We start from the raw sequence: 25,861 nt of genomic DNA, 5'->3' as shown, positions 1-25,861 counted from the left end.
GTTCCTTACTAAATAATTTGGCTGCATCGTAACAGCAATTTTTGAATTGGCAAGTTTAATGGAAAAGCGTGCAGAACGATAGGCTCAGTCTGAAAAATCGCAGGTAAAAGGTTTGCCGATTGTGATTGAATTTTGCTCAAACTCATAGGGATAAAGAGTTAGAGTGTTCTCACCGTTCGAATCACAAATACTAAACATGAGCCCGTCTTTCTCTTCTTTATGAGGCGTACGGATAGTTGCGGCGTAGACTAACATGCCAATTGTTGATTTTGTTTGCATTTTGTAAAGTTGCAGCTGTTGTTCGAGCTTCTCAATCATGCCGAAGTGCGCGCCATTGGGGTGCCGATTATTATAATCTTCATCACTAAGAAAAATGCAATGGGTATCGCCATCCACAGAAAGGGCGGCAAAGGGATAAAGTGTTTCCGAACGGGAAAGCATGGTCTCACACAAACTTAACGCTTTTTGAATCATCGGTGCGTATTGCACCTGCTGCTTTAGAATCATTTTGTGCTTCACGCGGATAACCTCAATTGTTTATTTACTACTCTGATACAAACCCCTACTCACGGCCGATGAATGTGTATTGTTCATGTTTAATTAACGACATTTGTAGAAAAATAGTTCAGTCGAATAATTCGAACCTTTTGTCAGCCTGTATGAACTTGTTGGCGAGCGCCCTGCAATCCGCCCGTATGAATAAGCAATATTTTACTATTTGGCGGGAAATAAGCCTGCTGGATAAGCGTTTTAAGAGCAAAGAAACATTTGCCTGAATAAACGGGTTCGATGCAAATAGGTGTGTCTTGTTTCGATTCCTCTTGTTGCGATACCCTTTGTTGCGATACCCTTTGCCGCGATTTACTATTCGCTAAGTTCACTTGCTGTTGGTTGAAGTCTTTGCAGAAGGCGTCTAATTCAGCGCTGCTTTTAGCATAGCCTCCGAAATGGAAGTTGTGGTTGATGTGCCAAGGCAAATAAGGTGTGTCTTTGTTTGCGCTTTTACTGCAGTTGCTTATATTGGAATTGTTCAGGAATTGTTTGACGAGATCTTCTAGGTATCCTTCTCCTTTGAGTACGCCGATCCCAATTATTTGCGACGCGGTTTCAGCGTGGCAGCTTTTCACCACTCCCGCCATGCTTGCTCCGCTGCCAACAGGGATCAGAATGGCATCGAACGACTGGTTTGAGCTAGCTGCATTAATTTCTTCGACCATAGCCTGCATACCGAAAAGCGCATCTGGCTGTGAACCGCCTTCGGGAATGATGATGTCTGCGTTGTGCTCTTCTCGCAGTTTGCTTAAATAGTGTCGGTCGGTTCTTTGTTGATAGGTTTGTTTATCCACGAATACCAAATGTGCATTCCACTGTTCCAAATCTTTGAGGGTTTGGTTTAAGTCTTGTTCTTTTAAATATGCGCCACGAATTATTGCAGTAAATTTGATGTTAAGTTGTTTGCAGCAATACGCTAGTGCGTGCAGATGGTTTGAATAGGGACCGCCAAAACTAAGGACGTGCGATGGTGGAGCTTGCGTGAAATCATGCAGGGGCTTCACCAGCTTACGCCACTTGTTTCCTGATATTAGCGGGTGCAGTAAGTCGTCACGCTTGCACCAAACCTGAACTTGGTGGCTCGTCGCTGGTTTTTTCGATCCTTCTTGGCTGGTTGAGAACGCAGTCCACTCAGCTTCAACTCGCTGTAAAGGCGAGGGTGTCAGAATTGAAAACTGGCTCTCGATGCTGCCTGTTAGCGGATAGGTTAACAAAGTTTAATCCTTTATACTGATCTCTTGCTGTAATGTTACGCGTTAAAAGCTGTAATATATCTGCATTATTACAGATAATAAGGAAACGACCATGAAATTAAGACGATTAAACAATAAACAGGCGACATATCCACGGAAAATATTAAGGTCGATACTAATTGCTGCACTACTTAGTTCATTCGGCTTTTCCACCCTTGGCCATGCATATTCGCCGGAAGCAGAAAAGAAACTCAGCGTTTCTAGCGCCGCGGTAGCAAATACGCCCTTGAGTTTTTCGCAGATTACCGAAAAATACATCGATAGTCCAAAGGTGGTGGGTGAAGCACAGCTCAAAGTCATGTTCTGGAAAATTTACGACGCCAAATTGGCAGCGCCCAACGGCGAGTGGAAAAAGGACACACCTTTTGCGCTATCCCTGACGTATTTACGCGATTTTGACGGAGAAGAGATTGCGAGTCGCTCGATAGACGAAATGAGAGACATTGGCTATGAAGACGAAGTGTTGCTAGCTAAATGGTTTGAGCAAATGCGCTCGGTTTTTCCTAATGTAAAAGAAGGGGAGAATATCACCGGCGTGATGGATAAGCAGCAGCACACGCACTTTTACTACGATGGTAATTTGATTGGAAGCATTGATGATCAATCATTTGGCCAAGCCTTTTTCGATATTTGGTTAAATGAAAAAACTTCTGAGCCAAAAATGCGTAAACAACTGCTAGGGCTTAAAAAGTAGAGGCTGCTATCATTAACAGTGTTGAACAGTTGAGGCTCAATATTTGCGTGCTATTAGTAAACTAACAATGAGTAGCAGCACGCTGTAACCGAAAGTAAGCTAAAAAGGAGCAACAATGAATTTTCCAAAGATCGCAAAAAAAGTAAGTATGCTAGCGGCCATCGCAGCGTCAATGCTTTTTCTTGGCGCATGTTCAGTATCACTGGACGCAAAAAAATACGAGCAGATGGAGCCGAAGTTTGATATCGACAGTTTCTTTGACGGCAAAGTAAAAGCGTGGGGAATCGTTCAAAATAGAGACGGTGACATAGTCCAGCGATTTACCGTGGATATAAATGGATATAAAGAAGACGGTAACTTGATCCTAGATGAAAGCTTTGTATATGGCTTTGGCGACGGAGCAAAATCACGCGTATGGAAACTGAGCAAAAATGCAGACGGAACATACACTGGGAATGCTGGCGATATTGCAGGCCCTGCTAAGGGAACACCGCATGGTAATGCGTTCAACTTCTCATACGAAATGGACCTAGCTGTGGGTGATTCTACTTATCGCGTCAACTTCGACGACTGGTTTTTTGCATTTGACGACGACACAATGATGAATCGTTCCTATATTAAAAAGTTTGGCATTGTAATGGCTGAAGTCACCATTTTCATGCAAAAGCAGTAAGCCAGTTACGCACATTAAATAATACTTGGACAAGTTAACAGGAGGGTACGGAGCTTAATGCACGTACCTTCTATATAATTGCATCATAGAATCAACTTCATTTAGGCAGCATAATTTCACAGCCTAAACCTGATACAGTTTTTAAAGGCTTATCAATGAATCGCATGCTTCCCTTGTGCAGATTAACGATTGCCAACACTAAGGCCAAACCTAATCCATTGCCACTTTTACTCCGGCTACTGTCTTCACGATAAAAACGTTGGGTTAATTTCTCAAAAGCTTGTGGCGTAACTCCGTTACCCGAGTCAAATACTCGAAAAACAAGATGCTCGCGCTGACTTGTGACGCGCTCGTTTTCGTCTGTCGGCTGCTGAGCTAGGTGCTCTGAACCTAATGAAACCAGAATGTTACCGCCTTCCTCATTAAACTTGATTGCGTTATCTATCACATTAGCAAAAGCTTGGAAAATCAGGTCCTTATCGCAGTAAAGCTGTGTGTCTTTAGCGCGGATGGTCAATTCTAAATGAATGTTATTGTCCTCAACAATCGGTAAATAAAGATCAATGACATCTTCGAGTATTTCCTCCACATTATATATCGCAAATGCACTGGTTTTCTGTTCAGATTCCAGATCTGCAATTCTGAGTAATGAATTGAAAATTGATAATAAATTGTCAGACTCTTTAAGGAGGGCAAACTTGTCGTCTCCGTCAGGCATCACTTCTATATGCGTCTTAAGCCTAGCGAGGGGCGTCCGCAGATCGTGAGCAATATTGTCTGATACAGATTTAATCCCTTCAATTGACGACTCGAATTGGTCGAGCATTTTATTCAGCGCCATCGTCAGCTTACTTAAATCGTCCCAATTGCTGTCTACCGGCAAGCGCTCTGTTAATTTGCCTGAAGAAATAATATCGTCGGCTTTATCGGAAATAATATTAATTCTATTTACAACATAATAAGCGACCCAAATACTGGTGACGGAAATAAGGCAAAGGATTAATATCATTATCCAGCCGAAGGTTTTACCAACCCACTGTGCAATTTCGATATCGTCTATATTGCGGCCAATCAGCAATTGATGGCCGTTGGTGAATACCATTATCTTCGCTATTACGTCGTATTCTTTTGATGCGCTGTCGCCGATTTTTATCGACAGCACCCCGTTCTTAACGCTCTGTGCATCTTCGCTGGGCCAAAATAGCATATTGCCAGTGATGAATTTGTCTTGCTCAGTTTTTAAATGATAGAAGAAATCGTTTCCGTTTTCTGCAATCCTATCGTTTAAGGCCTTTTCCACCGCCTTTAAACCTGCTGCTCTATATAATGAGTTAAAACCACGGATATCAGCGTTGATCGCCGCTTCTGATTCTCTTACCAGTAAATCATCGTTAGAAATAATCAGAAAGTAGGTGATAAACACAACGCCCATCATAAGTAGACTAGTAAACAGGATACTAAGGGTAAAACTCGAACTTTTACGAAAAGCGGTGATGGCTCTCACGAATTAAGCTCCTATGTCTTGGGTTCGGATACTAAATAACCGGCACCGCGAATAGTTTCGATAATTGGATAGCTAAAGCCTTTATCTATTTTGTTTCTTAATCTACTGATGTGCACGTCAATGACGTTCGTTTGCGGGTCGAAATTGTATTCCCACACTTTTTCTAACAACATCGTTCTCGTGACAATCTTGCCTTTGTTTTTTAATAGGTACTCAAGTAATTTGAATTCTTTTGACTGCAAATCGATAATCGTGCCGTTGCGGGTTACTTGCCTGTTGATTAGGTCGAGCTTTAGTTCACCTAATACGATCTCGGTAACGGAGGGCACGGCGCCCGATTGACGAGAAGCTACAATTTCGATTCGAGCTAAAAGCTCCTCAAAAGCAAAAGGTTTTGTCATATAATCGGCGGCGCCTGAGCGTAGACCTTTCACTTTATCTTCCACTTTGTTTTTTGCGCTAAGAATAACCGCTGGGGTATTGTCTCCCGAGTCTCTTATGGTATTCAGGATAGTAATGCCGTCGATATGCGGCAACATTCTGTCGAGGACAATAACGTCATAGCTATTCGTTGTGGCTAGGAGTAGCCCTTGCTTGCCGTCATTTGCAACGTCAGGGGTATGGCCAGATTCTTCAAGACCCTTGGAGATATAACCAGCAACGGTCAAGTCGTCTTCTATTATCAGTATTTTCATTTTAGTCATTCTTCCATTTGACACAGCGTGCGATGTTTTGACGTTGCTAGCGCATACGCATTGCTTACCAGAACTTTAGTGCCCGTTAATTAGAATTTTCGTTTATCATTGTCGCCATCGAAGGCTATTTTACAAACTTTTACGTAGAATTTTCCAATAAAGACTTATCCGCGCACTTTTTGCAGGGATTTAAATAAGGAGAGATGCATGACAATAGTGGTAATTTGTATGGCAATAGTTGTTTTTATGCCCATGCTGGCGAAAGTGCCTTTGGCGCTGATGATGAACAAAAGCGGCGGGTACGACAATAGAATGCCGCGTGAACAGCAAAAAGCACTAAAGGGGCTTGGAGCGAGGGCGAAAGCTGCGCATGAGAATTGCTTTGAAGCGACCACGTTTTTCGCACCCACTGTATTACTCGTGCTGGCGCTGAATGCGGTTAATGATACGACAGCATATTTGTGTATTGCTTTTGTGGTATGTCGTCTCGTATACCTAGCTTGTTATTGGGCCGACTGGCATTTGGCAAGAAGCGTATTTTGGGGAATTGGGATGATCACCATTGCTGCGCATTATTTCCTCATTTTTGGCTAACAATTGTATAGCGAAACTGATGCTTAAATTCCAATCATCAGTTTCGTGTTCGCTATTGCAAAGCCGTCAGCGAAGCAACGTTAATAAATATTGCTGTTTGCGACAGTCATCATCAAAAAACAGTTAACGCACAAAACGGTACTGCTCAGGATATGGCGTAAAGTTTTGAATAATACCTTGAGCCGTTATACGCTGTGTTTCGAGCCAGTATTCTGTTGTCATCAGGTCGCCGTGCAGTTCTTTAAGAATATCTTTAAATACTTTTTTTCCGACAATGAAGTGCTCGAATTGCTCCGGAAACACATCCGTTGGTCCGACCGATAGAGTATCAATTGCATAAGGATCGTCATTCTTAGGTAAACTGCGAAACTGGCGTTCAGACATATAACAAATTTCATCATAGTCATAAAATATAACCCTTCCCGTTTTCGTCACACCGAAATTTTTATGCAGCATATCACCCGGAAAAACATTGGCTAAGGCTATTTGTTTGATGCAAAGCCCAAGTTCATTTAGCACATTACGAATTTTTTCAGGGTCGGTTTGCTGTTGTAAATACAAGTTGAGCGGCGTCATTTTTCGCTCAATGTAGAGGTGGGAAATAATCAATTCACTGTCGGTCAATGTCACGCTGCTAGCGCAAGTATCGAGCAGATATTGCAGTAATTCTTGATCGATACGATTGCGTGGGAAACGAAAGTTCATATACTCATGAGTATCGGCCATGCGCCCAACCCGATCGGTACTTTTAACCAATCTATAGCGATCCTTGACGTATTCGCGTGTGATTTTTTTACTCTCTGCAAACTCATCTTTAATGACTTTAAATACCACCCCGTACGACGGCAAATGAAAAACAGTCATCACAAGGCCTTTAATACCCGGTGCAAGCTCAAATTTATCAGCGCAGCTTAATTCTACTGTTTCGCCCTTATTCACTGTCGTGCCCGAGGTATTTTCCAAGTGTTGTAAATAATTACGGTAAAACACCGTTTTGCCGTGTTTATAAAATCCCAGCGACATGTAAAGCTCAAAATGCTTTTTATGTGGTAGCAGTTCCTGTAAGAAAGCAACAACCTCTGCGGGGTTTTGCGTATCAGCCATGAAGTACGAGCGGGCAAAACTGAATATCACGCTTAAATGATGTTGTTCAGTTAGCAATGCATCGACCATGAGTTTACCGTCATCCGTCATTTGCATCGCGATAACAAACGGTAATGTTTCGCTTGGCATACAAATTCTGCCTACCAAGTACGCGGCCTTTCCTCTATAAAAAACAGGCTTTAACATTTCAACGGCATGCACGCTGGCTAATTGCTCTCGGTTTAGCCGCGCTCGCAGCGCTTTGTCCATGTTCTCTAAGTCGAGGGAAAGATTGTCGAAGGGGGTTTTGAATCGATAAGTATTAAATATAGATTCGTGCATAGCTCTAACGGTGCCTGAAGTGTCAAAGCTGTAAATAACCTTGTCGCGATCCGGACCGGGTAAATAGCAGCGACTTGGCTGCACAAACATCATATTGTCGTCAATTTTACTGTGTTTAAAAATGCGTCCAATAACCGAGTTGTAAAAAGTTTCGGCCAGCTCAAACTGTGGGTGGTCGTTGAGCAATTTAGTGTATTGATTTTTTGCTGCCTTCCAAAAGTGCTGGTCTTGTTGCTTTGGATGCACTTGTTGATACAAGTCGATAACGATATCCATCAGGCTTTGTTCGTAAATGGCAATTCTTTCTTTAATGGCAAGTTGAGACTCGGCCCATCGTTCATTCTCAAATCGCTCTTTCGCACCTGCGGTGATGCGGCTATGCCAGCGATACGATTTATCAAAGCCGCTGATAATTTGATAAGCGAATTGACGCGCAATGGCGTCTAAGGCCTTTTGTTCCTCGGAGTCATGGTTATCATCTTGCGGCACATGATTGCTTCCAACAGAATTAGGTGAGCTATTTGAACGTTGTGGCTGAATGCTGCTTTGTGAGGGGGGCTTTTTTTTCATTATTTAACTATTCATCATTGCTTTACATTTGTTTATGTTAGATCAGCTAAATACTTGACTAAATAGTGCGTATTAAAAACGGAACTAAACGTTTTGGAACGATTCGTATATAAAGTACATGAGCTTTCAGTAAACGACAATTTGTTGCTTAAGTAATAATAAAACTAGCGCTAAAGTTACAATAAGTCATATCACGTTACGCTATGTTTACTATAGTATACGAGTAGTAAGCTAGTCACACAGGAATTTACCTTGATATTTAAAACACTCGACAAGCTATTTTTTGGTGTCACATTAGTGTTGGCTTTACAGGTGCCTCAGTTGGCCGATCATTACCAGCAATTTTTAGCGGGCATGTATGAATCAAGCCAGTGGCAAATTGAGGGCTATCAAGCAACTGCGAAAAAGTATAATTACGCTTCTGTAGACGCCATGATAGCGCATCATCTTCAAAATGAAGTGCCGAGCGTGCGCGATGATGCAATTCAGAAGCAAAAAACGATTATTCAATATAACGAGCTGAGTGAAGGATTGTCTGTTTTTCAGAACGGCAACATCATAGAAAAGCTGATTTTTATGCTTTCGCCAAGCGGGTGGCAATACATAGACAATACTTTAGAGAATTTTAAATTTGGATTGCCTATTACGACGGAAGGGATTTTATTCGGTGTGCTTTTTGGTCTGTTTTTAAATTTATTGGTGAGCGCGCCAACATCCATGATCGCCAAGAAACAGCGAGAGCGTAAGCAACAGAAAGCCATTAGAAAACGACCTGTTAGCAATTCAAAAGTGTAATTTATATTAACAAAAACAATGCTGTAAAATAGTAGATAAACGCGCACGGCATAATAGTGTCTCTTAATCTTGCTGGCTCATGCAGTTTCCTTAGGTGCCTTAATGTTGTTATCGAGTAGAAAAACATCAATTAATCTCACTAAATCGTATAAAATACTGTATATTCCGCACTCATTTTTTGACTGTAGCCAGTGTTTATTGGTCTTTCATGCCATTAAACGATCACATTACAGAAAATAGCTACAGAGGACCCCACATGAAATTTTCAACTTTAGATTTACATCCATTACTTGAGCAAGCCGTCGTCGCTTGTGGATTCAGCGAAATGACGCCGGTTCAAGAGCTATCGATGCCGAAAGCGCGCCGAGGTAAAGACCTGCTGGTACATGCTCAAACGGGCACAGGCAAAACGGCAGCTTTTGGACTTCCGATATTACAACAGATGTTAGATGCGCCGAAGGAGACTGTTTCAAGCAGCCCTAGAGCCCTTATTTTGACGCCAACCCGCGAACTTGCAGAACAGTTGGCTGACGCTATTGGCAGCTATGCTCAATTCACGGAATTAACGGTTACTGCTCTATACGGCGGCGTTAAGTTGGGTGGGCAAACGAGTAAACTTAAAAAAGGCACGGACATCCTTATTGCGACGCCGGGTCGATTGCTCGAGCACATGGCGTTGAATAATGTCACCTTGGCGAATGCAGAGTTTGTCGTATTGGATGAAGCTGACCGCATGCTAGACATGGGCTTTATTACCGACGTGAGTCAAATAATGCAGCACACGGCGAAAAAACGTCAAACGCTGCTTTATTCGGCAACTAGTTCGCCAGCCGTCAATGAATTGTGCCACAAGATTTTAAGCAACCACGTTGAAATTCGCGTGAGTAAGGCCAATGCAACGGCTGACACCGTTAATCACGTTATGTATCCGGTTGAAGAATCTCGCAAAATTGATTTATTTAAGGCCTTGCTAAAAGAGCAGAATTGGTTTCAAGTGTTGGTTTTTACTAGTACAAAAGAACAAGCAGACAAATTAATGGCTGCGCTCAAGCAAAGCAAAATTGATGCGGCCGTTTGCCACGGCGATAAAAGCCAAGGCTCTCGTCGTCGCGCATTGGCCGATTTTAAGTCAGCCAAGCTACAGGTGTTAATTTCCACAGAAGTTGCAGCACGAGGTCTGGATATTCAAGGTTTAGACTTTGTGGTCAACTATAATCTGCCTTATTTACCAGAAGACTATGTGCACAGAATTGGACGAACGGGCCGCGCTGGAAACACAGGCAACGCAATTTCTTTCGTCAGTCGTGAAGAAGAGCGCACGGTAAGCCGCATTGAGGCGCTTATTGGTAGCTCGATAAAACGCGTGGTTAAGAAAGGATTTGAAGTAAGCGACCGTCAAAGCTTGTTAAAAAGCATTTCAAGGAATGGCCGCCCAAGTAAAACCAATAAAGTGAGCAAAACACAAATTACGGGTGATAGTGTTAAAGCGAAAAGACGCAGCCCTTCAAAAAGAAAATAGCGCGCTTTCTGCTGCTCACGCTACTTTATATCGCTTAAGCTACTTTATAGCGTGAGCGATATACTGCTTTATTTCGCTTAAGCTTTCTGGTTGCTTGAAAATAGTAGACACATATTGCGGCTTTTGCAAAATGCCTTTTTCGATTAAATTTGTAATTTGCGGTAAATAATCAATGGATGTTTTACCGGTAAAGAGCAGATCGAAGTTAGGTTCATTTTCATAAGCATTCAGCATTTTATGAAAACCCTGCATATACAAATAATCTTTCACAAAACCCCCGCCTCTGTATATGCGTGAACACACAGCAAAAGCGATATCGTTGCTTGCCCCGTATTCTTCTTTAAGCAGTAGAAAGCTTTTTCTAAAGCTCTTTTCTTTTATCATCGACTGCACTGCAACGACTCGCAATGCTAATATTTTTAAGCGTTTGATAGTTAAATTATCGGATAAGTATTCGCTTAATATAGCCAGGCCTTCTTGAGTCATTGTATTAAGTGGATTGCCTATTTCTAGTATCCGCAATGGCTGCTTTCGGGCATTTAATGTGGTGACTAAATGCACGCCAATTTCGTGTTGCGCCAAGGCATTTGTGTCGCTAATTGACAGTTTTGCATTTTTGTTGAGTTTAATTGTATTGCCCGATACTAAGGCATTGGCAATCATGTTTTCTTCGATTTTTAGATTGTAGGGCAGCTCATTAACTTCAGCAAAATCGACAAGTATTTGTTTGATTTCTTCAAATTTTAATACTTCTTCATTTTCTTCATTAAGATTGCCAGGCAAATGCAAAATGAATTTTGCGTTGCCGATATCCTTCTGTGTTGGTTCGCCAAAGTAACGCAATGAATCATAAATAAAGTCGTTCGTGCCAATAGAGTTGAATTGGTCAACTTTATCTAAGTAGCTATTGATAGTATCGAAGTATATTTCGCTGAGATCTTCGTCAACGACATTTTCAAGCGGTAAGTTCAATAACTTTCTTTTAGTGGCAAACACATCTAATTTACTGCCATCATAAGTAAACTCAGGTTCAATCGAAAAATGACTATCGAAGAATGTTTTCTTCTGTTGATCAAAATTAGTCGGGTTTACAGCACTCAGGATATTGATGGTTTTTGTGATGTCGAAAAACTCACTATCAAACTCAATTAATCCCTGCGAAATTTTTGGCTTACCTTGATTGGCCTCAGTCACTTTATATCCTTTGATTATTATGGGCAATTAACCAGCTAGATTCTATCAAGGGGCCAGGTTCGTTGATACCATTAACTTTCACATCAAGCATCAAGACATCAAGGGGCCAGGTACCTTGAATTACGTGTTTGTAGTGTCAACGCAACTCACGTCCTTTTTCAACGCACCTGGCCCCTTGGTTTATTTCAACGTACCTGGCCCTTTGATTGCTTTGATTGAACAATATTTCATTTACTGGTAAATCTAGGTTGACATATAGACGTCTATACGGCAAATTGGCTGCATAAAATAAAAATAATACTAACGACAAAGAATTAAACTGAGAGGGTTGAGCTTCGTATGGTTTACATTGCACTGAAAAACGTCAATAAAAATACCCATGCAAGTGCTCGTGCACCTCGCGCAGCGCTTTATGCTGTGAGTCTTGCCGCATTCATTACAATGACCAACACTTTTTTGGTTTCTGTAAATACGCTATTTACTAGCGCGACAACAATGATGCGAACAATGACCAGTATGATGATTATCATGCCAATTAAGGGCATTCGTTAGGTTTTGCAAATTAAGCAATCAACGAAAGCCCGCCAAAAGCGGGTTTTTTTGTATCTGGGTAAAATAAGCTCAGTCGAGCACAGGAGAGTGACATGAAGGTTTTAAAGTTTGGTGGTTCGAGTCTCGCAGACGCAACTAGGTATATGCGTGTACTTGATATTAGTGCCGACACTCACCAAACGGAGGGTGCTGCCGTTGTGTTGTCTGCACCTAAAGGGGTAACAAATGCACTTTCTCTACTATGCGAACAAGCACAACGAGGCGCTGATTATGGCGAACTTTTCGCAAAATTAAACATGACGCTGAACGGTATTGCGGATGATTTAAATAAGAGCCTGGACAATTTCTCCTATCAGCCTCTTAGCGAGTTTATTACCGAAAAGTTAGCGGTTCTCGAACAACAGCTCAAAGGTATTGCACTACTAAAAATTTGCCCAGATCAAATTACTGCGTCCATTTTGAGTTTAGGCGAGTACGTTAGCGTGCGCATTTTCAGCGAAATTTTGAATGCAAAAGGGATTAGCAATAATATCATCGATCCTGTTGACTGCATTGTCGCTCACGGTGATTACCTTGACAGCATTGCAGACCTGAGTGCGAGTAAAGCTCGCTTTGCAGATATCGATACCAGCGGTGCGTCACTCATTATTATGCCCGGCTTTGTTGCTGTGAATGAGCTTGGTGAAAAGGTCACATTAGGGCGTAACGGTTCTGACTATTCTGCAGCAATCTTAGCTGCCTGCATTGACGCTAGCTGTTGCGAAATTTGGACCGACGTTGATGGAGTTTACAATGCTGATCCGAATCAAGTCGACGGTGCTGTTCTACTCGACAAATTGACTTATCAAGAAGCCATGGAGCTGTCTTATTTTGGGGCGAAAGTATTGCATCCCAAAACCATCGGTCCTATCGCTCAGTACAGCATTCCCTGTTTAATCCGCAACACCCTAAATCCAGCGGCACCCGGAACGTTAATTAGTCATGAAGCAAGCGAAAAATGGACTAGCGTTAAAGGGATTTCGCACCTTGAAAATGTGGTGATGTTCAACATTGCTGGGCCTGGAATGAAAGGCATGGTCGGCATGGCCAGTCGTATATTTGACGTCATTTCAACGGGCAACATCTCAATCAGCTTAATAACCCAAAGTTCATCTGAGTATAGCATCAGCTTCTGTATCCAGAATAAAGATGCCGACCGTGCATTAGATTTGTTAGAAGACAGTTTTGCACTTGAGCTTAGTAATCATCTGCTAGAACCTATAGAAGTGCGTAAAGAGCTCGCTATCGTTACCTTAGTAGGGGACGGTATGCGTCAATCTCAGGGCATGGCGGCTAAATTCTTTAGCGCACTTGCTCAGGCTCGCGTCAACAATGTTGCAATTGCACAGGGTTCATCAGAGCGTTCTATTAGTACCGTGATTGAAAACGCGAAAGCTAAGAAAGCGGTAAAAGTGATACATCAGAATTTCTTTACTAAAAAACACACAATTGACGCATTCTTGGTGGGTTGCGGAAACGTTGGCAAAGAATTGCTTCGTCAAATTGCACAGCAGCAACCGGCCTTGATGGCGAGGGATATTAGATTAGAAGTATTTGGTGTCGCGAATAGCCGCAAGTTGTTATTAAACAGCAAAGGTGTCGATTTAAATGCCGATTGGCAAGCAGAGCTCGCTCAAGCTGATGAAGGATTTTCTGTCGCCCGCATCCACAAATTTGCGAACGACAACAGTCTAGTTAACCCTGTTATCATTGACTGCACGAGTAACGCTGTCATTGCCGATTTGTACGTTGAAATGATGACCTCAGGTTGTCATGTTGTGACGCCAAATAAGAAGGCGAACACCGCTTCAATGGCGCAGTATAAAAAGCTACAGAGAACGATGCAGCAAACCAATCGACAATATTTGTATGAAACGACGGTTGGTGCTGGTTTACCGGTTATCGATAACTTGCAAAAGTTAGTAGCGGCGGGCGACGAACTTGAAAGTTTTGAAGGTATCCTGTCAGGCTCGTTGTCCTATGTGTTCGGCAAATTGGATGAGGGCATGAGTTTATCTGAAGCTACCTTGATAGCGAAGGAAAACGGTTTTACTGAGCCCGACCCGCGCGACGATTTGTCTGGAATGGATGTGGCGCGTAAACTGCTCATCATGGCACGAGAGTCGGGATTAGAGTTAGAACTTGTCGATATCGAAATTGAGTCTGTGCTGCCGCCAAGCTTCGACGATACAGGAAGTATTGAAACATTCCTGAGCAATCTGTCTTCTTTGGATGCTGACCTCAAAGTAAGAGTCGAAAGCGCAAAAGAAGCGGGCAAAGTGTTGCGCTACGTTGGCTCAATTAAAAAGAATAAATGTAAGGTTTCTATTCAAGAAGTCCCTCTTAATCACCCATTAGCTGCGGTTAAAGACGGAGAGAATGCATTGGCTATTCACAGCAAATACTATCAGCCTATACCCTTCGTTATTCGCGGCTATGGCGCAGGCGCAACGGTAACCGCAGCGGGCGTATTTGCTGATGTCCTTCGCACCATGCCATGGACTCAGGACTTCGCATAATGACTGTAAAAACAACAAAAGCATTTGCACCTGCCTCTATTGGCAACGTCAGTTTAGGCTTTGATTTATTAGGCGCAGCACTCCATCCTATCGACGGTACAACGCTAGGAGATTGGGTGTCTGTAAGCGATGCTGATGAGTTTTCATTAAGTGTCGATGGTCAGTTTGCCGATAGATTACCTCCGGGAACTGAAAACAATATCGTCACCAAGTGTTATGCTTATTTTCAAAGTAGCTTAAGCTCAAGTGGGCATGCTCCGCTCAAGGTCAAAATGCACTTACATAAAACCTTGCCTATTGGCAGCGGTTTAGGCTCAAGCGCAAGCTCGATAGTTGCTGCGTTTCATGCGATGAATGAGCATGCTGGTAAACCGTTTTCTGAAAACACTCTGTTGGTGATGATGGGGGAATTAGAGGGGCAGATTAGCGGTAGCGTACATTATGATAATGTTGCACCAAGCTATATCGGCGGACTCGTGTTGATGACTGGTGAGGACTCACCCATTGCGGCGAAGCTTCCTTGTTTCGAAAACTGGTATTGGCTTGTGTGCTATTCTGGTATTTCGGTCTCGACGGCTGAAGCAAGACGATTGCTGCCTAAGCAATATACACTATCAGACACGCTAGATTTTGGCCGCCAACTCAGCGTATTCGTGCACAGTTTATACGCGAAAAATGAAGTGCTAGCGGCGAAAATGATGACCGACGTAATAGCTGAACAACATCGAAAAGTGCTGCTTCCTCGTTTTGATGATGCACGAGAAGCCTGCATGCGCAGCAATGCTTTAGCGTTCGGTATTTCAGGATCAGGCCCAACCGTGTTTGCGGTAGCGAGAGAACTTGAAGACGCAAAAAACATGCAGGCATGGTTAGAAAAAGAGTATATTCAGAACGACGATGGCTTCAGCCATATTTGTAAGTTAGATATTGAAGGGGCCATCCTCATTTCCTAAGTAGTGTTAATGCGGCCGTGAATAGAACAAAAACCAAAGGTTTGGACAAGTGAATTTAGTAAATTTAAAAGATGCGAGTGATAAAGTAAGTTTTGCCGAAGCGGTAAAGAAAGGCTTGGGTAAAAACCAGGGTTTATATTTTCCTCAAGAGATTACGCCCTTTGAGAATATTAACGACGTGTTGGCGTTGCCTTTTGTCGAAAGAAGTATTCGAATATTAAAGCAACTGATTGGTGACGAGTTACCTGATGAGTTGTTAAGTAAGATTGTTACCACTGCATTTCAATTTGGCGCACCTTTGGTAAAGGTCACCGAAAATATTTATAGCTTGGAGCTTTTTCACGGTCCAACATTGGCATTTAAAGACTTTGGCGGGCGCTTCATGGCGCAGTGCTTAGATAACATTAGTGCAGGTCAGCCAATCACTATTTTAACTGCAACGTCGGGTGACACCGGTGCTGCAGTTGCTCATGCTTTTCATGGCATTGACAACATTCAAGTTGTTATTTTGTTTCCTAAGGGGAAAATTAGCAAACTACAAGAGAAGCTATTTACTACCTTAGGTGACAATATTCATACCGTTGCAATCGAAAGTGATTTTGATGCTTGCCAGCAGCTAGTTAAAGCGGCATTTGATGATCCTGAAGTACGCGATGGACTGCACTTAAACTCAGCTAACTCGATTAATATCAGCCGTTTGTTCGCACAAGTTTGCTATTATTTTGAAGCGATTGCACAATTACCAAAAGAACAACAAGACAAGGCTGTTTTTTCCGTACCAAGCGGCAACTTTGGTAATTTAACAGCAGGTATGATTGCTAAGTCGCTGGGACTGCCTATTAAGCGCTTTATTGCGGCAACTAATGCAAATGACACTGTACCTCGTTATTTGCAAACAGGTGAATGGGCACCCAAGCCTACCGTTGCTACGATTTCGAATGCCATGGACGTTAGCCAACCAAATAATTGGCCTCGAATCGAAGCATTAATTGAGCAGGGATATATCGATAAAGATAGCCTGATTGGTGAGGCGATTGACGAAGAGTATACTCAAGTTGCGATGCGTCAACTCGCAAGCTTAGGTTATGTTTCAGAACCACATGCGGCCATTGGCTATCGTTCATTATCGCGGTCTTTAACTGGCGATGAAGTGGGTATTTTCTTAGGAACTGCACACCCAGCTAAATTTAGAGAAACCGTTGAAAACGTGCTAGGTCAGCCTATCAGCTTGCCACAGCCACTGGCTGATTGTGTCGGTAAGCCAGATTTCTCTGTGGAAGTTGAGAACAGCTACGAAGCGCTAAAGTCGCATTTATTTTCGATCTTGAAATAAGTCAGTATAGGAGCAACCTGAATGCAATCTTGGGATCCGCTCCTCGACCTTAAAGGGGTCAGCGTTGATGAAAGTGCTAAGCTAAACAACATTAGCGATACATTTACCGCAGGCTTACGAAGCGCCCTTGCTCATGTAGCGATAGAACGAGCTGCGGGCAAGGTTGTCTATCCGGCTGACGCAGAGGTGTTTAACGCTTTCAAACTAACTCAAGCTGACGCCTTGAAAGTGGTGATTTTAGGACAGGACCCATACCACGGCCCAAACCAGTCCCATGGTTTATGCTTCTCGGTTCGCAAAGGGAATAAAATCCCACCCTCGTTGCGCAATATCTACAAAGAACTCGCAGCAGACATTCCTAATTTCGTGATACCTAGTCATGGTGATTTAAGTCACTGGGCAGAGCAGGGCGTTTTATTGTTGAATACCGTGTTGACGGTCGAGCAGGGTCAGGCTCATTCTCATAAAAAAATAGGTTGGGAGGAATTTACTGACGGCGTAATTTCAACAATTAACCGTGAGTGCGAGAATCTGATATTTTTGTTATGGGGTGCGCCAGCACAGAAGAAAGCAGCACTCATTAATGAAAAACGGCACACTATTTTGACCGCGGTTCACCCATCTCCGTTATCTGCACATCGTGGTTTTTTTGGCTGTCAGCATTTTAGCAAAACGAATCAGATACTCAGCTCACAGGGTAAGAAGCCAATTGATTGGCAGCCTAAATAGATATTTATCAATGGGCTTTGCAAGATGACATTTTGCAGGTAGAAAAAAGGCGAGTTTCAACTCGCCTTTAACATTTACTTTGTGTACGCGTTGGCGTTTTTAATGCTTTCGAAATCGTTGAATCGGACACCTTCTCTTTTCATCAATTCATTAATTTTAGCGCTAATGAGCTGTCTTATGTAGAAAGGCTGATTTGGCGCATAGTGATGAATGGTATGGGTTTTGCCAAAGTTAAAACAAAACAAATGGAAGGGCGCGAACAAACGACTCGTTAGCACGTGCGTTTGTTCGAAAACATTATTTACACCGCCGTAGTAATGCATAGATGATGTCACGAAGTTTAGCGACGTGGAACGGACAATATTAGGTAGCACTAAAACCACCATTAAGAATTCAAACACACTCAATATCGAGAGCCCCCAGCTTGGCATATAGGCCGCTAGTGGGAAAAAGAAGTTAATTAGATGATAAAGTATCACGCTGTAAAGTACGATAAAATATGAAGTCGTAATTGGGAAGCCTGCGTTAAATACTTTTGAAAAGCTAAAATCTTTTATTTCTTGTTTGAAGCGGGCTTGATTAATGACAAGTCCTAACAAGCCATCGACAATGACTAATGCTCTTAGAAATGGGTTTTTGATCCCGTTTCCTACGAGTCTTTCTTCTAAGTCCTGATTAGTGCCTGATGTGTAATGATGGTGAAGGTGTATTTTTCTACGATACCAAGGATTTATCGTGTTAGGGCGCATCATCCAAACAACCAGCATCATAAAATTGTGGATAAGAGGTTTTTTGCTGAAGTATTGTTTATGAATTAAATCATGCTCTATTTCGTGAGAAATAGAAGTAATCACAGCAGCTAGAATCACGCATAACCAAGCAGGTATGAGTGCCATGTAGTAAAGTGAGCCAACGCCAATAAGGGCGGCGAGTGAAAGTAGAGTTATCGACAGACCTAAAACATTCTGATATGACAAAAAAGCGTACTTACTTCTAAGTAACTTTTCTTCAGTTTTGATTGCTCTTACGATGGTCTTAATAGTTTCTTTTGCGTCTTGATTTGTCATAGTCTAAAAATTAAACGTTCACATACGCTGACTATACCTGAATTTATCAAAAACCCGAAGAGCATTGTTGTAAATTTAAGGTATATTTGGAAAGCAAAACGTACGAATACGCAGTCTCGTTCTTGCACAAAATTAACGCAAAAAAAATGCCACTCTCATTAGAGTGGCATTTTATGGTGCTATCGCATCATTTCGTTTAATTCGTATTCTAGGTTCATATCCAGATCGCCTAACTCTCGTTCGAGTTTATACTGATCTTGGATAGCTTCAATCTCTCGCCATTTTCGTTTTTTGCTTTTAGTTTTAACTGGACGGGACTCTGTGTCGATTAATGACAATAACTCGGATCTTTCCACGGGCATCTCCTTATCGAAACCGCTTACTACATAAACCATGAGTTCTATGAACAGCATTGAGCCTCGCTGTTCATGCTTCATATGTACCATAAAGAGTGCAAAATTAAAACACATTAATTAACATTAATTAACGTCTTGTTTGCACCTTTATGACATTAGCAGCGGTTTTTTTAAAGAATAGCGTCTATTATCCTCGATTGAATTGGGCAATGAGAGCAGCCGTTGAAGCATCCAAGTGCTCGTTATCTTTTGCCCCCTTGATGACATCTAAAACATCATTCCCTAGCACTTTACCGAGCTCAACACCCCATTGGTCGAACGAGTTCAAGTCCCATATCGCGCCCTGAATCAGGACTTTATGTTCATATAGCGCGACTAAAGCCCCCATCGTTTTCGGATCAAGTTGGTCAAACAACAAGGTATTACTTGGTTTGTTGCCAGGCATCGTTTTATGTGCCGCTAGGATTGAACGCTCTTTGTCTGATAAATCTTGATCCGCTAGATCTTGGTAACACTCTTCAAACGTTTTCCCCTGCATCATGGCCTGTGTTTGTCCGAAGCAGTTTGATGCTAGCATTGCATGATGAGTATTATCTTGATTTGGGACCTTAATTGGCAACATAAAATCAGCAGGGATGGGTAGGTTGCTTTGATGAATTAATTGATGGAATGAATGCTGGCCATTGGTCCCCTCGCTACCCCAAATTATCGGGCCTGTACCATGATCTACGGTCAATCCATTCAGTGTTGTGGACTTACCATTACTTTCCATGTCAAGCTGCTGTACGTAGGCAGGGAAGCCCCTTAAATAATGATAATAAGGTAATAATACATGGGATTGAGCCCCCATGAAATTACGGTACCAAACTCCTAAAACCGCTAGAATCACGGGTAGATTGGATGCAAAAGGCGTTGTTTGAGTGTGCACATCCATTTCATAAGCACCCTGTAGAACTTGTCTAAAGTTATCAAAACCGATGGCTAGACAAATGGGTAGGCCAATCGCTGACCAAAGAGAGTACCTGCCGCCGACCCAATCTGCCATTGGAAATACATTCTCGGCGGCCATACCAAATTCTGTTGCTGCTTTGACATTGGATGACACCGCAACAAAATGTTTGGCAATATCAGCCTCAGTTGCACCTTGCTGCAGAAACCAAGCTTTTGCGGTTAAGGTGTTTTGCAACGTTTCTTGCGTACTGAATGATTTTGAGGACATGACGAATAGCGTTTCTTTATAATCACATTCAGATAAGACGTCGTGGATATGGCAGGCATCCACATTTGCTACGAAGCGAACGTCTAGGGCTTTGTTCTGATGTGATTTTAGCGCTTCGGTGACTATTTTCGGGCCAAGGAATGAGCCGCCAATGCCAATGCAGACTACCTTTTTAATCGATTTTCCCGTGCAGCCTTTGTGTGCGCCTGATTGGACACTTTCGGTGAATGCTTTCATTTTGTCCAGCGTAGCAAAAACACTGGGCATAACGTCTTCACCATCGACCATAACAGGCTCACCCGAAAAGTTTCTTAACGCGGTATGAAGTACTGCACGATGCTCAGTAGTATTGATTATTTCACCTGAGAACATCGCGGTGATTTTCTCACTTACCTGACGTTGTTCAGCAAGCTCAAAAAGCGCAGTCAACACGTCTTCGGTTATTCGGTTCTTGCTATAATCAAGCGTGATGCCGCAAGCGCTCGTTGTGTATTTAGCGGCGCGATTTTTATCATTGGCAAACCAGTCGCGCATATGTTGGCGCTTTACACTGGTTGAGAGTGTCTCGAGTGTTGCCCATGCTTGAGTATGACGAATACGTTCCACGGTTGAGTCTCCATTTTTGAAATTTTGCCCATTAACAGATGGGTATAAGGCATACTAAATTAAGAGCAAGCAGCGCATAAGTTACAATTTGAATGTATGCAAGCCCTAGACGGTGTCAACCGAGCAGAACCACAAAGCGGATGATCTGCTCGACTGTTTTTTTATAAAAATTAGTGGCGCATCGACTTTACACGCTATTGTTTGCATTCATCAGAATACATTTAGCAGTATGTAAGTCACTTGAATCTATAACATTTTGCTCAACAAGGCTTCTAATTTGACTTGATCGCCTGCAAAGTTGCGAATACCTTCGGCCAATTTTTCAGTTGCCATTGCATTTTCATTCATATCCCATTTAAATTGGGCTTCCGTTATTTTATCTCCGACATTTTTTACTTTACCACTGTCGACTAAATATGGCTTTACCTCACCCTGTGCGTTAGAAAGTTCTTCGAGCAATTGCGGACTAATGGTTAAGCGATCGCAGCCTGCTAGACACAGTATTTCGTCAATATTACGGAAGCTCGCGCCCATGACTACAGTTTTGTAACCGTATGACTTGTAATAGTTATAGATTTCGGTCACTGAAACGACACCTGGATCTTCACTGCCTGCGTAATCTGTTTTACCTGTGCTGGCTTTGAACCAATCTAAAATTCGACCCACGAATGGTGAAATTAAAAATACACCCGCTTCAGCACAGGCTCTAGCTTGGGCAAAGCTAAACAGTAGCGTTAGATTACAGTTGATGCCTTCTTTTTCTAGAATCTCTGCCGCTTTTATTCCTTCCCAAGTCGACGCAATTTTAATTAATATACGAGACTTATCGATACCGGCATCATCATATAATTTAATCAGCTTGTGAGCTTTTTTAACGGTTGCTGCCGTATCAAAACTTAGTCTAGCGTCGACCTCGGTCGAAATACGACCAGGAATGACGTTGACGATTTCATTACCAATGGCGACAGCTAATTTGTCGCCAGCGTCAACGAGCTGTTGTTCAGCGTTGCTTGATTGGGATTTTGCCCATGCCACGGACTCTTTGATTATCTCAGCGTACTGAGGCAACGAAGCGGCTTTTAGCAGCAATGAAGGGTTGGTTGTGGCGTCTACCGGTTGGTACTTTTTAATCGCTTCAATGTCGCCAGTATCCGCGACTACTGTCGTGAGAGTGCGCAATGATTCAAGTTGTGTTGTCATTTTTATGCCTTAGAATGAAATAATGCGTCTAGATTACCGATTGTGGCGGCAGCTGGCTATAACAGATTGATGGTTTTTATATGATGAAATATAGAAATGTGTAAAATTGCCCCCATATTCTTAACGTACACACAGAAAAGGACAGATAGTTACTATGTTAATGGTTGTTTCCCCAGCGAAAAATCTCGATTTTAAATCTCCACTGCCAACTGAAGAGTTTACTCAACCTAGCATGTTGAGTGATGCAAAAACGTTGGTCAAAACCTGCAAAAAACTAGCGCCGAGTGATTTAGCTAGCTTGATGCATATTAGTGACAAACTATCGATATTGAATGCAGAGCGATTTTCAAGTTTTACAACGCCTTTTACGCCTGATAATGCGCGCCAATCTATCTTTGCCTTTAACGGAGATGTGTATTCAGGACTCGATGCAAAAACCTTATCAGAGGACGACATTCAGTTCGCACAAAAGCATTTAAGAATTTTATCTGGGCTATATGGTTTACTGCGCCCACTCGATTTGATGCAAGCATATCGCCTTGAAATGGGAACAAAACTAGAAAACTCTCGCGGAAACTCATTATATGAGTATTGGGGAGACTCAATCACCAAGGAGTTAAATAAAGCGTTGCAGGATTCTAAGGATGCCAGCGAGCCTAAAAATAAGAGTCGCGCTCAAGAAGAGGGCGGTAATGTACTGGTGAACCTAGCAAGTAATGAGTATTTTACTTCAGTGAAGAAGAAACTGCTTGATGCAACCATCATCACACCTCATTTTAAAGATGAAAAAAACGGAAAATATAAAATTATCAGTTTTTACGCTAAAAAAGCGCGTGGCCTTATGGCGAGATATATTATCGAAAACCGCATTACCTCAGTATCGCAATTGAAAAACTTTGATAGTGCAGGATATCAATACAGTGATGCAGAGAGCACTGCCACAGAACTTGTATTTAAAAGAGCGGAGCAAGGCTGAAACTAAAAAGCCTGAGTCCGATGGTGTATCGAAATCAGGCTTTGATTGCCGTTTCAGTCTACGTACATTTCTTGCTCTAGTTGCAGCGTTTGTGTCTCGTTGCCTTGCTGAATATTAATGTCGAAACGAAACTTCTCTTTGTGCGCATGAGAGAAGACAGCCAAATAATAAATAGCGTCACCCTCTGTTACCTTCTTGAAAGATAACTTTTTGCTGTTGCCTAATAAATTTCTGGCGGTACCTGTAATCGATACGTTTTGTGCAGTCTTATCCTTGCTGTCTAATACTGAAATGTTCACCAACGCGCTGTATTTACTGCGTACGATGTTATTGGCTTTCGCAATTTCAGGTGTTAAAAAGGTGGTTGAAAGTACAATGTGATGTACTTCCCAGTTACCTAACAACGTTTTTTCCTCAGCGTTAGCCGTGGATTGCAGTAACAGTGATGCAAGCGCCAGTAAGGCTAGCGTTAAGGCTACATGCGCTTTTGGTATGAAACTCTTACTTAGCTGAATGACTGAGAATGTCATGACTTCTCCTTCTCGTAAATCGTATCGTTAAAAGTAAATAACGCATGCAGTAACTCTTGTTAGAGCTGCATGCGGTCTATATTAAATTGGCATTACAATAAGTACGGTAAATATTGACCAATCAGATCTAACGCAAATTGAAGTGCTAAAATCAGGATTAGCGGAGAAAAGTCGAGCCCACCCAGTGTTGGCAAAAATTGACGAATGGGCGCTAGCAAAGGGTCGGTCAGCTGATGTAAAACAAAACGAATTGAAGGACCAATGTTAGGTGCAAAACTCAATATCATGTTGGCAATTAACGCGATAAAAAGCAGCCAAAATGCACTTTTCAATAGGCCAAACAGCACTAAAATGAGCGTCGACAATACTGGAAACATCGTGCCGCTAAGTATAAAAATCACAACAAACTTTGCCAGAATTATTAAAAATGCAAACAAGAATGTGGCCGTGTCGAACCTACCTAAAGACGGAATAACCCGGCGCAAAGGGCCAACAGCCGGCTGGGTCGCTTTAACCACAAATTGACTAAACGGATTATAGAAATCAGCGCGCGCCCATTGCAGCCAAAGCCTTGCCAAAATAATCATGGCATAAGTATCAAATAACAAGGTAATTAAATTATTGAACGCTAACATCTTGGATTCCGTTTGAGTTAAAAGTCAGATGACATTTCTATCGCTCTTGCAACAGCAGCCTGCATGGCTTTGCTGACAATCGCTTCTAGGTTGTTTTCTTGGAAGGTACGAACTGCTTCGTGCGTTGTCCCCCCTTTAGATGTAACTTGGGCTCTGAGTTCACTTATTTCAAGGTCTGGATTATGACAAATCATTTCTGCACTACCCAGCAAGGCTTGTTGCACTAGTAAGCGCGAGTCATCTTTACTCAGCCCCATTTTAATGGCTTCATCCTGCATTGCTTGTGCGAATAAGTACAAATATGCTGGGCTGCTTCCCGCCGCTGCAATAACCGTATTAATCTGGCTGTCTTCTTTTACCCACAGTGTTTTACCAACATGGTTCATCACATGAGCAACAAAGTCGCGATCGCTCTGGGCCACTGAATCTGGAGCGTAAAGCCCGGTCATACCTTTGCTGAGAGAGGATGGCGTGTTTGGCATAGTGCGCACGACTTGATCGTAATCGCCTAGCATCTCGATTAGCCGATCAGTGGTTATGCCTGCCGCAATTGACACCATGATTTTACCATCAAGCGATGTCTTCTCTATCAAATCTGCACAGGTTGCTGCCATGATTTGCGGTTTAACCGACAAAATGACGACATCACCGGCTTCACATGCCTCAACGTTTGATTGAGTCGTGTTAATGCCAAAATCCTTTGATAGCGCATCTAATTTCGGAGTAGATGGATTGGATGCAGTAATCAGCTTCGGGTCATATCCGCCATTCACTAAACCACTGATAATGCTTCGGGGCATATTACCCGCGCCTATAAAACTTAACTTACGTGCTTGCATGTTTCTCCTTCATATTTGTTAATTAATGAATATTGTTTTAGCAACAAATGGGCGGCAACAAACTCGTGCCGCCACACATAATTGTGTCTGCATTAATTGCTAGCGTCATAATTAATCGCGAGCGCCAAAAATAGCAGTACCAACACGAACGATTGTGGAGCCGCATTCAATTGCCGCTGGTATGTCACCGCTCATTCCAATGGATAGGGTATCAAATTGTGGATACTTTTGCTGGCAAGTGGCGAATAAAGCCTGCACTTTTTTAAAAGAGGTCATCTGTTCCGATTTTACTTTGCTTGCTTTTGGAATGGCCATTAAACCTCTTATGCACACTCGGTCTAGCTTTTCGCAATCTGACAATAGCGGCATGAGTTCGTGCGGTAATATACCTGCTTTCGTTTCTTCTTCGTCTATATTAATTTGAATACAGATATTCAACGGTTTGGCATAGTGAGGGCGCTGTTCATGTAAACGCTTTGCAATTTTATAGCGATCGACGGAATGCATCCAATCGAAATTTTCTGCCACTAAACGACTCTTGTTTGACTGCAACGGGCCGATAAAATGCCAAGAGATATCAGTTAAGTGCTTTAGTTCAGCTATTTTGTCGACGCCCTCTTGGACATAATTCTCACCGAAGGAACGGTGTCCTGCTTCATACGCAAGGACAATATCCGATACGGGTTTGGTTTTACTTACGGCTAACAATTCAATATTGTTCGGATCACGACCAGCCTGCACCGCGCACTGTTTTATTTGAGCATGAACTGACAGAAGGTTTTCGGCAATATGATTTGTCATAAATTGATTTCTCAAGTTTTAGTATTACAAGATTAATTT

General features: G+C 42.4%; 25 protein-coding genes. 11 read left to right on the top strand and 14 right to left on the bottom strand.

What is annotated here, in order from left to right; genetic code table 11:
* Positions 1–84 precede the first annotated feature (84 nt).
* Entirely contained in the window at positions 85–519 is a 435-nt protein-coding gene (locus GNIT_RS13165; RefSeq protein ID WP_238526899.1) for a hypothetical protein, read from the bottom strand.
* Between the two features lie 131 nt (positions 520–650).
* Complete coding sequence (locus tag GNIT_RS13160; protein ID WP_014109739.1) at positions 651–1,766, bottom strand: 1-aminocyclopropane-1-carboxylate deaminase/D-cysteine desulfhydrase; 1,116 nt, start codon at positions 1,764–1,766, stop codon at positions 651–653.
* 91 nt (positions 1,767–1,857) lie between these two features.
* Between GNIT_RS13160 and GNIT_RS13155 the strand changes: the two genes are divergently transcribed.
* Together GNIT_RS13155 and GNIT_RS13150 are read left to right on the top strand one after the other, a co-directional pair.
* Positions 1,858–2,499 carry a chalcone isomerase family protein gene (locus tag GNIT_RS13155; protein ID WP_014109738.1) on the top strand — a complete coding sequence of 214 codons (642 nt, stop codon included), beginning with the start codon at positions 1,858–1,860 and terminating at the stop codon, positions 2,497–2,499.
* Positions 2,500–2,614: 115 nt separating this feature from the next.
* Positions 2,615–3,172: a DUF3833 family protein gene (locus GNIT_RS13150; RefSeq protein WP_014109737.1), complete on the top strand. Its 558-nt coding sequence runs from the start codon at positions 2,615–2,617 to the stop codon at positions 3,170–3,172.
* Positions 3,173–3,269: 97 nt separating this feature from the next.
* Here GNIT_RS13150 and GNIT_RS13145 read toward each other — a convergent pair whose 3' ends face one another.
* Complete coding sequence (locus GNIT_RS13145; protein WP_041246432.1) at positions 3,270–4,676, bottom strand: sensor histidine kinase; 1,407 nt, start codon at positions 4,674–4,676, stop codon at positions 3,270–3,272.
* An 11-nt stretch (positions 4,677–4,687) separates the two neighbouring features.
* A complete protein-coding gene (locus GNIT_RS13140; RefSeq protein ID WP_014109735.1) occupies positions 4,688–5,371 on the bottom strand; it encodes a response regulator transcription factor in 684 nt (227 codons plus the stop codon).
* Positions 5,372–5,578: 207 nt separating this feature from the next.
* Here GNIT_RS13140 and GNIT_RS13135 point away from each other — a divergent pair, with 207 nt between their 5' ends.
* On the top strand, positions 5,579–5,965 hold the full coding sequence (locus GNIT_RS13135) for an MAPEG family protein (protein ID WP_014109734.1): 387 nt from the start codon (positions 5,579–5,581) through the stop codon (positions 5,963–5,965).
* 123 nt (positions 5,966–6,088) lie between these two features.
* On the opposite strand, the gene aceK is transcribed toward GNIT_RS13135, so the two are convergent.
* Positions 6,089–7,960 (bottom strand): bifunctional isocitrate dehydrogenase kinase/phosphatase, encoded by a 1,872-nt coding sequence (gene aceK, locus GNIT_RS13130; RefSeq protein ID WP_014109733.1) that lies wholly within the window; start codon positions 7,958–7,960, stop codon positions 6,089–6,091.
* Between the two features lie 252 nt (positions 7,961–8,212).
* Here aceK and GNIT_RS13125 point away from each other — a divergent pair, with 252 nt between their 5' ends.
* On the top strand, positions 8,213–8,755 hold the full coding sequence (locus GNIT_RS13125; protein WP_014109732.1) for a DUF2937 family protein: 543 nt from the start codon (positions 8,213–8,215) through the stop codon (positions 8,753–8,755).
* Positions 8,756–9,011: 256 nt separating this feature from the next.
* Entirely contained in the window at positions 9,012–10,274 is a 1,263-nt protein-coding gene (locus GNIT_RS13120) for a DEAD/DEAH box helicase (RefSeq protein ID WP_014109731.1), read from the top strand.
* A gap of 39 nt (positions 10,275–10,313) precedes the next feature.
* Here GNIT_RS13120 and GNIT_RS13115 read toward each other — a convergent pair whose 3' ends face one another.
* On the bottom strand, positions 10,314–11,468 hold the full coding sequence (locus GNIT_RS13115; protein ID WP_014109730.1) for a flavohemoglobin expression-modulating QEGLA motif protein: 1,155 nt from the start codon (positions 11,466–11,468) through the stop codon (positions 10,314–10,316).
* A gap of 339 nt (positions 11,469–11,807) precedes the next feature.
* On the opposite strand from GNIT_RS13115, the gene GNIT_RS13110 reads away from it, so the two are divergent.
* The 5 genes from GNIT_RS13110 to ung all read left to right on the top strand — a co-directional run bounded on the left by GNIT_RS13110 (position 11,808) and on the right by ung (position 17,593).
* Complete coding sequence (locus GNIT_RS13110) at positions 11,808–12,020, top strand: hypothetical protein (protein ID WP_014109728.1); 213 nt, start codon at positions 11,808–11,810, stop codon at positions 12,018–12,020.
* A gap of 92 nt (positions 12,021–12,112) precedes the next feature.
* The gene (thrA, locus tag GNIT_RS13105) at positions 12,113–14,578 is read left to right on the top strand and encodes a bifunctional aspartate kinase/homoserine dehydrogenase I (RefSeq protein WP_014109727.1); all 2,466 of its coding nucleotides are present in this window, start codon (positions 12,113–12,115) and stop codon (positions 14,576–14,578) included.
* The gene (gene thrB / locus GNIT_RS13100) at positions 14,578–15,531 is read left to right on the top strand and encodes a homoserine kinase (protein WP_014109726.1); all 954 of its coding nucleotides are present in this window, start codon (positions 14,578–14,580) and stop codon (positions 15,529–15,531) included. The genes thrA and thrB overlap by 1 nt, the downstream gene beginning before the upstream one ends.
* A gap of 49 nt (positions 15,532–15,580) precedes the next feature.
* On the top strand, positions 15,581–16,864 hold the full coding sequence (gene thrC, locus GNIT_RS13095) for a threonine synthase (RefSeq protein WP_014109725.1): 1,284 nt from the start codon (positions 15,581–15,583) through the stop codon (positions 16,862–16,864).
* Between the two features lie 21 nt (positions 16,865–16,885).
* Positions 16,886–17,593, top strand: a complete 708-nt coding sequence (ung, locus tag GNIT_RS13090) for a uracil-DNA glycosylase (protein ID WP_014109724.1) — start codon at positions 16,886–16,888, stop codon at positions 17,591–17,593.
* Positions 17,594–17,667: 74 nt separating this feature from the next.
* Here the strand turns inward: ung and GNIT_RS13085 are convergent, their stop codons facing one another.
* The 4 genes from GNIT_RS13085 to tal form a co-directional block, all read right to left on the bottom strand.
* A complete protein-coding gene (locus GNIT_RS13085) occupies positions 17,668–18,660 on the bottom strand; it encodes a fatty acid desaturase (protein ID WP_014109723.1) in 993 nt (330 codons plus the stop codon).
* Positions 18,661–18,839: 179 nt separating this feature from the next.
* Complete coding sequence (locus GNIT_RS17945) at positions 18,840–19,016, bottom strand: DUF3545 family protein (protein WP_083822486.1); 177 nt, start codon at positions 19,014–19,016, stop codon at positions 18,840–18,842.
* 187 nt (positions 19,017–19,203) lie between these two features.
* The gene (gene pgi, locus GNIT_RS13075) at positions 19,204–20,841 is read right to left on the bottom strand and encodes a glucose-6-phosphate isomerase (protein ID WP_014109721.1); all 1,638 of its coding nucleotides are present in this window, start codon (positions 20,839–20,841) and stop codon (positions 19,204–19,206) included.
* 246 nt (positions 20,842–21,087) lie between these two features.
* Entirely contained in the window at positions 21,088–22,041 is a 954-nt protein-coding gene (tal, locus tag GNIT_RS13070) for a transaldolase (RefSeq protein WP_014109720.1), read from the bottom strand.
* 154 nt (positions 22,042–22,195) lie between these two features.
* Here tal and yaaA point away from each other — a divergent pair, with 154 nt between their 5' ends.
* Positions 22,196–23,017, top strand: coding sequence for a peroxide stress protein YaaA (yaaA, locus tag GNIT_RS13065; RefSeq protein ID WP_014109719.1), 822 nt, complete (start codon positions 22,196–22,198; stop codon positions 23,015–23,017).
* A gap of 53 nt (positions 23,018–23,070) precedes the next feature.
* On the opposite strand, the gene GNIT_RS13060 is transcribed toward yaaA, so the two are convergent.
* The 4 genes from GNIT_RS13060 to GNIT_RS13045 all read right to left on the bottom strand — a co-directional run bounded on the left by GNIT_RS13060 (position 23,071) and on the right by GNIT_RS13045 (position 25,822).
* Positions 23,071–23,547 carry a DUF4426 domain-containing protein gene (locus tag GNIT_RS13060; RefSeq protein ID WP_014109718.1) on the bottom strand — a complete coding sequence of 159 codons (477 nt, stop codon included), beginning with the start codon at positions 23,545–23,547 and terminating at the stop codon, positions 23,071–23,073.
* 92 nt (positions 23,548–23,639) lie between these two features.
* Complete coding sequence (locus tag GNIT_RS13055) at positions 23,640–24,182, bottom strand: YggT family protein (RefSeq protein WP_014109717.1); 543 nt, start codon at positions 24,180–24,182, stop codon at positions 23,640–23,642.
* 17 nt (positions 24,183–24,199) lie between these two features.
* The gene (proC, locus tag GNIT_RS13050; protein ID WP_014109716.1) at positions 24,200–25,021 is read right to left on the bottom strand and encodes a pyrroline-5-carboxylate reductase; all 822 of its coding nucleotides are present in this window, start codon (positions 25,019–25,021) and stop codon (positions 24,200–24,202) included.
* A gap of 111 nt (positions 25,022–25,132) precedes the next feature.
* Positions 25,133–25,822: a YggS family pyridoxal phosphate-dependent enzyme gene (locus tag GNIT_RS13045; RefSeq protein WP_014109715.1), complete on the bottom strand. Its 690-nt coding sequence runs from the start codon at positions 25,820–25,822 to the stop codon at positions 25,133–25,135.
* Positions 25,823–25,861: the final 39 nt, after the last annotated feature.

The sequence above is a fragment of the Glaciecola nitratireducens FR1064 genome (assembly GCF_000226565.1).
GTDB lineage: Bacteria > Pseudomonadota > Gammaproteobacteria > Enterobacterales > Alteromonadaceae > Glaciecola > Glaciecola nitratireducens.
Note: the sequence above shows the minus strand (reverse complement) of the source record. Positions and strands in the feature narration are given on the sequence as shown.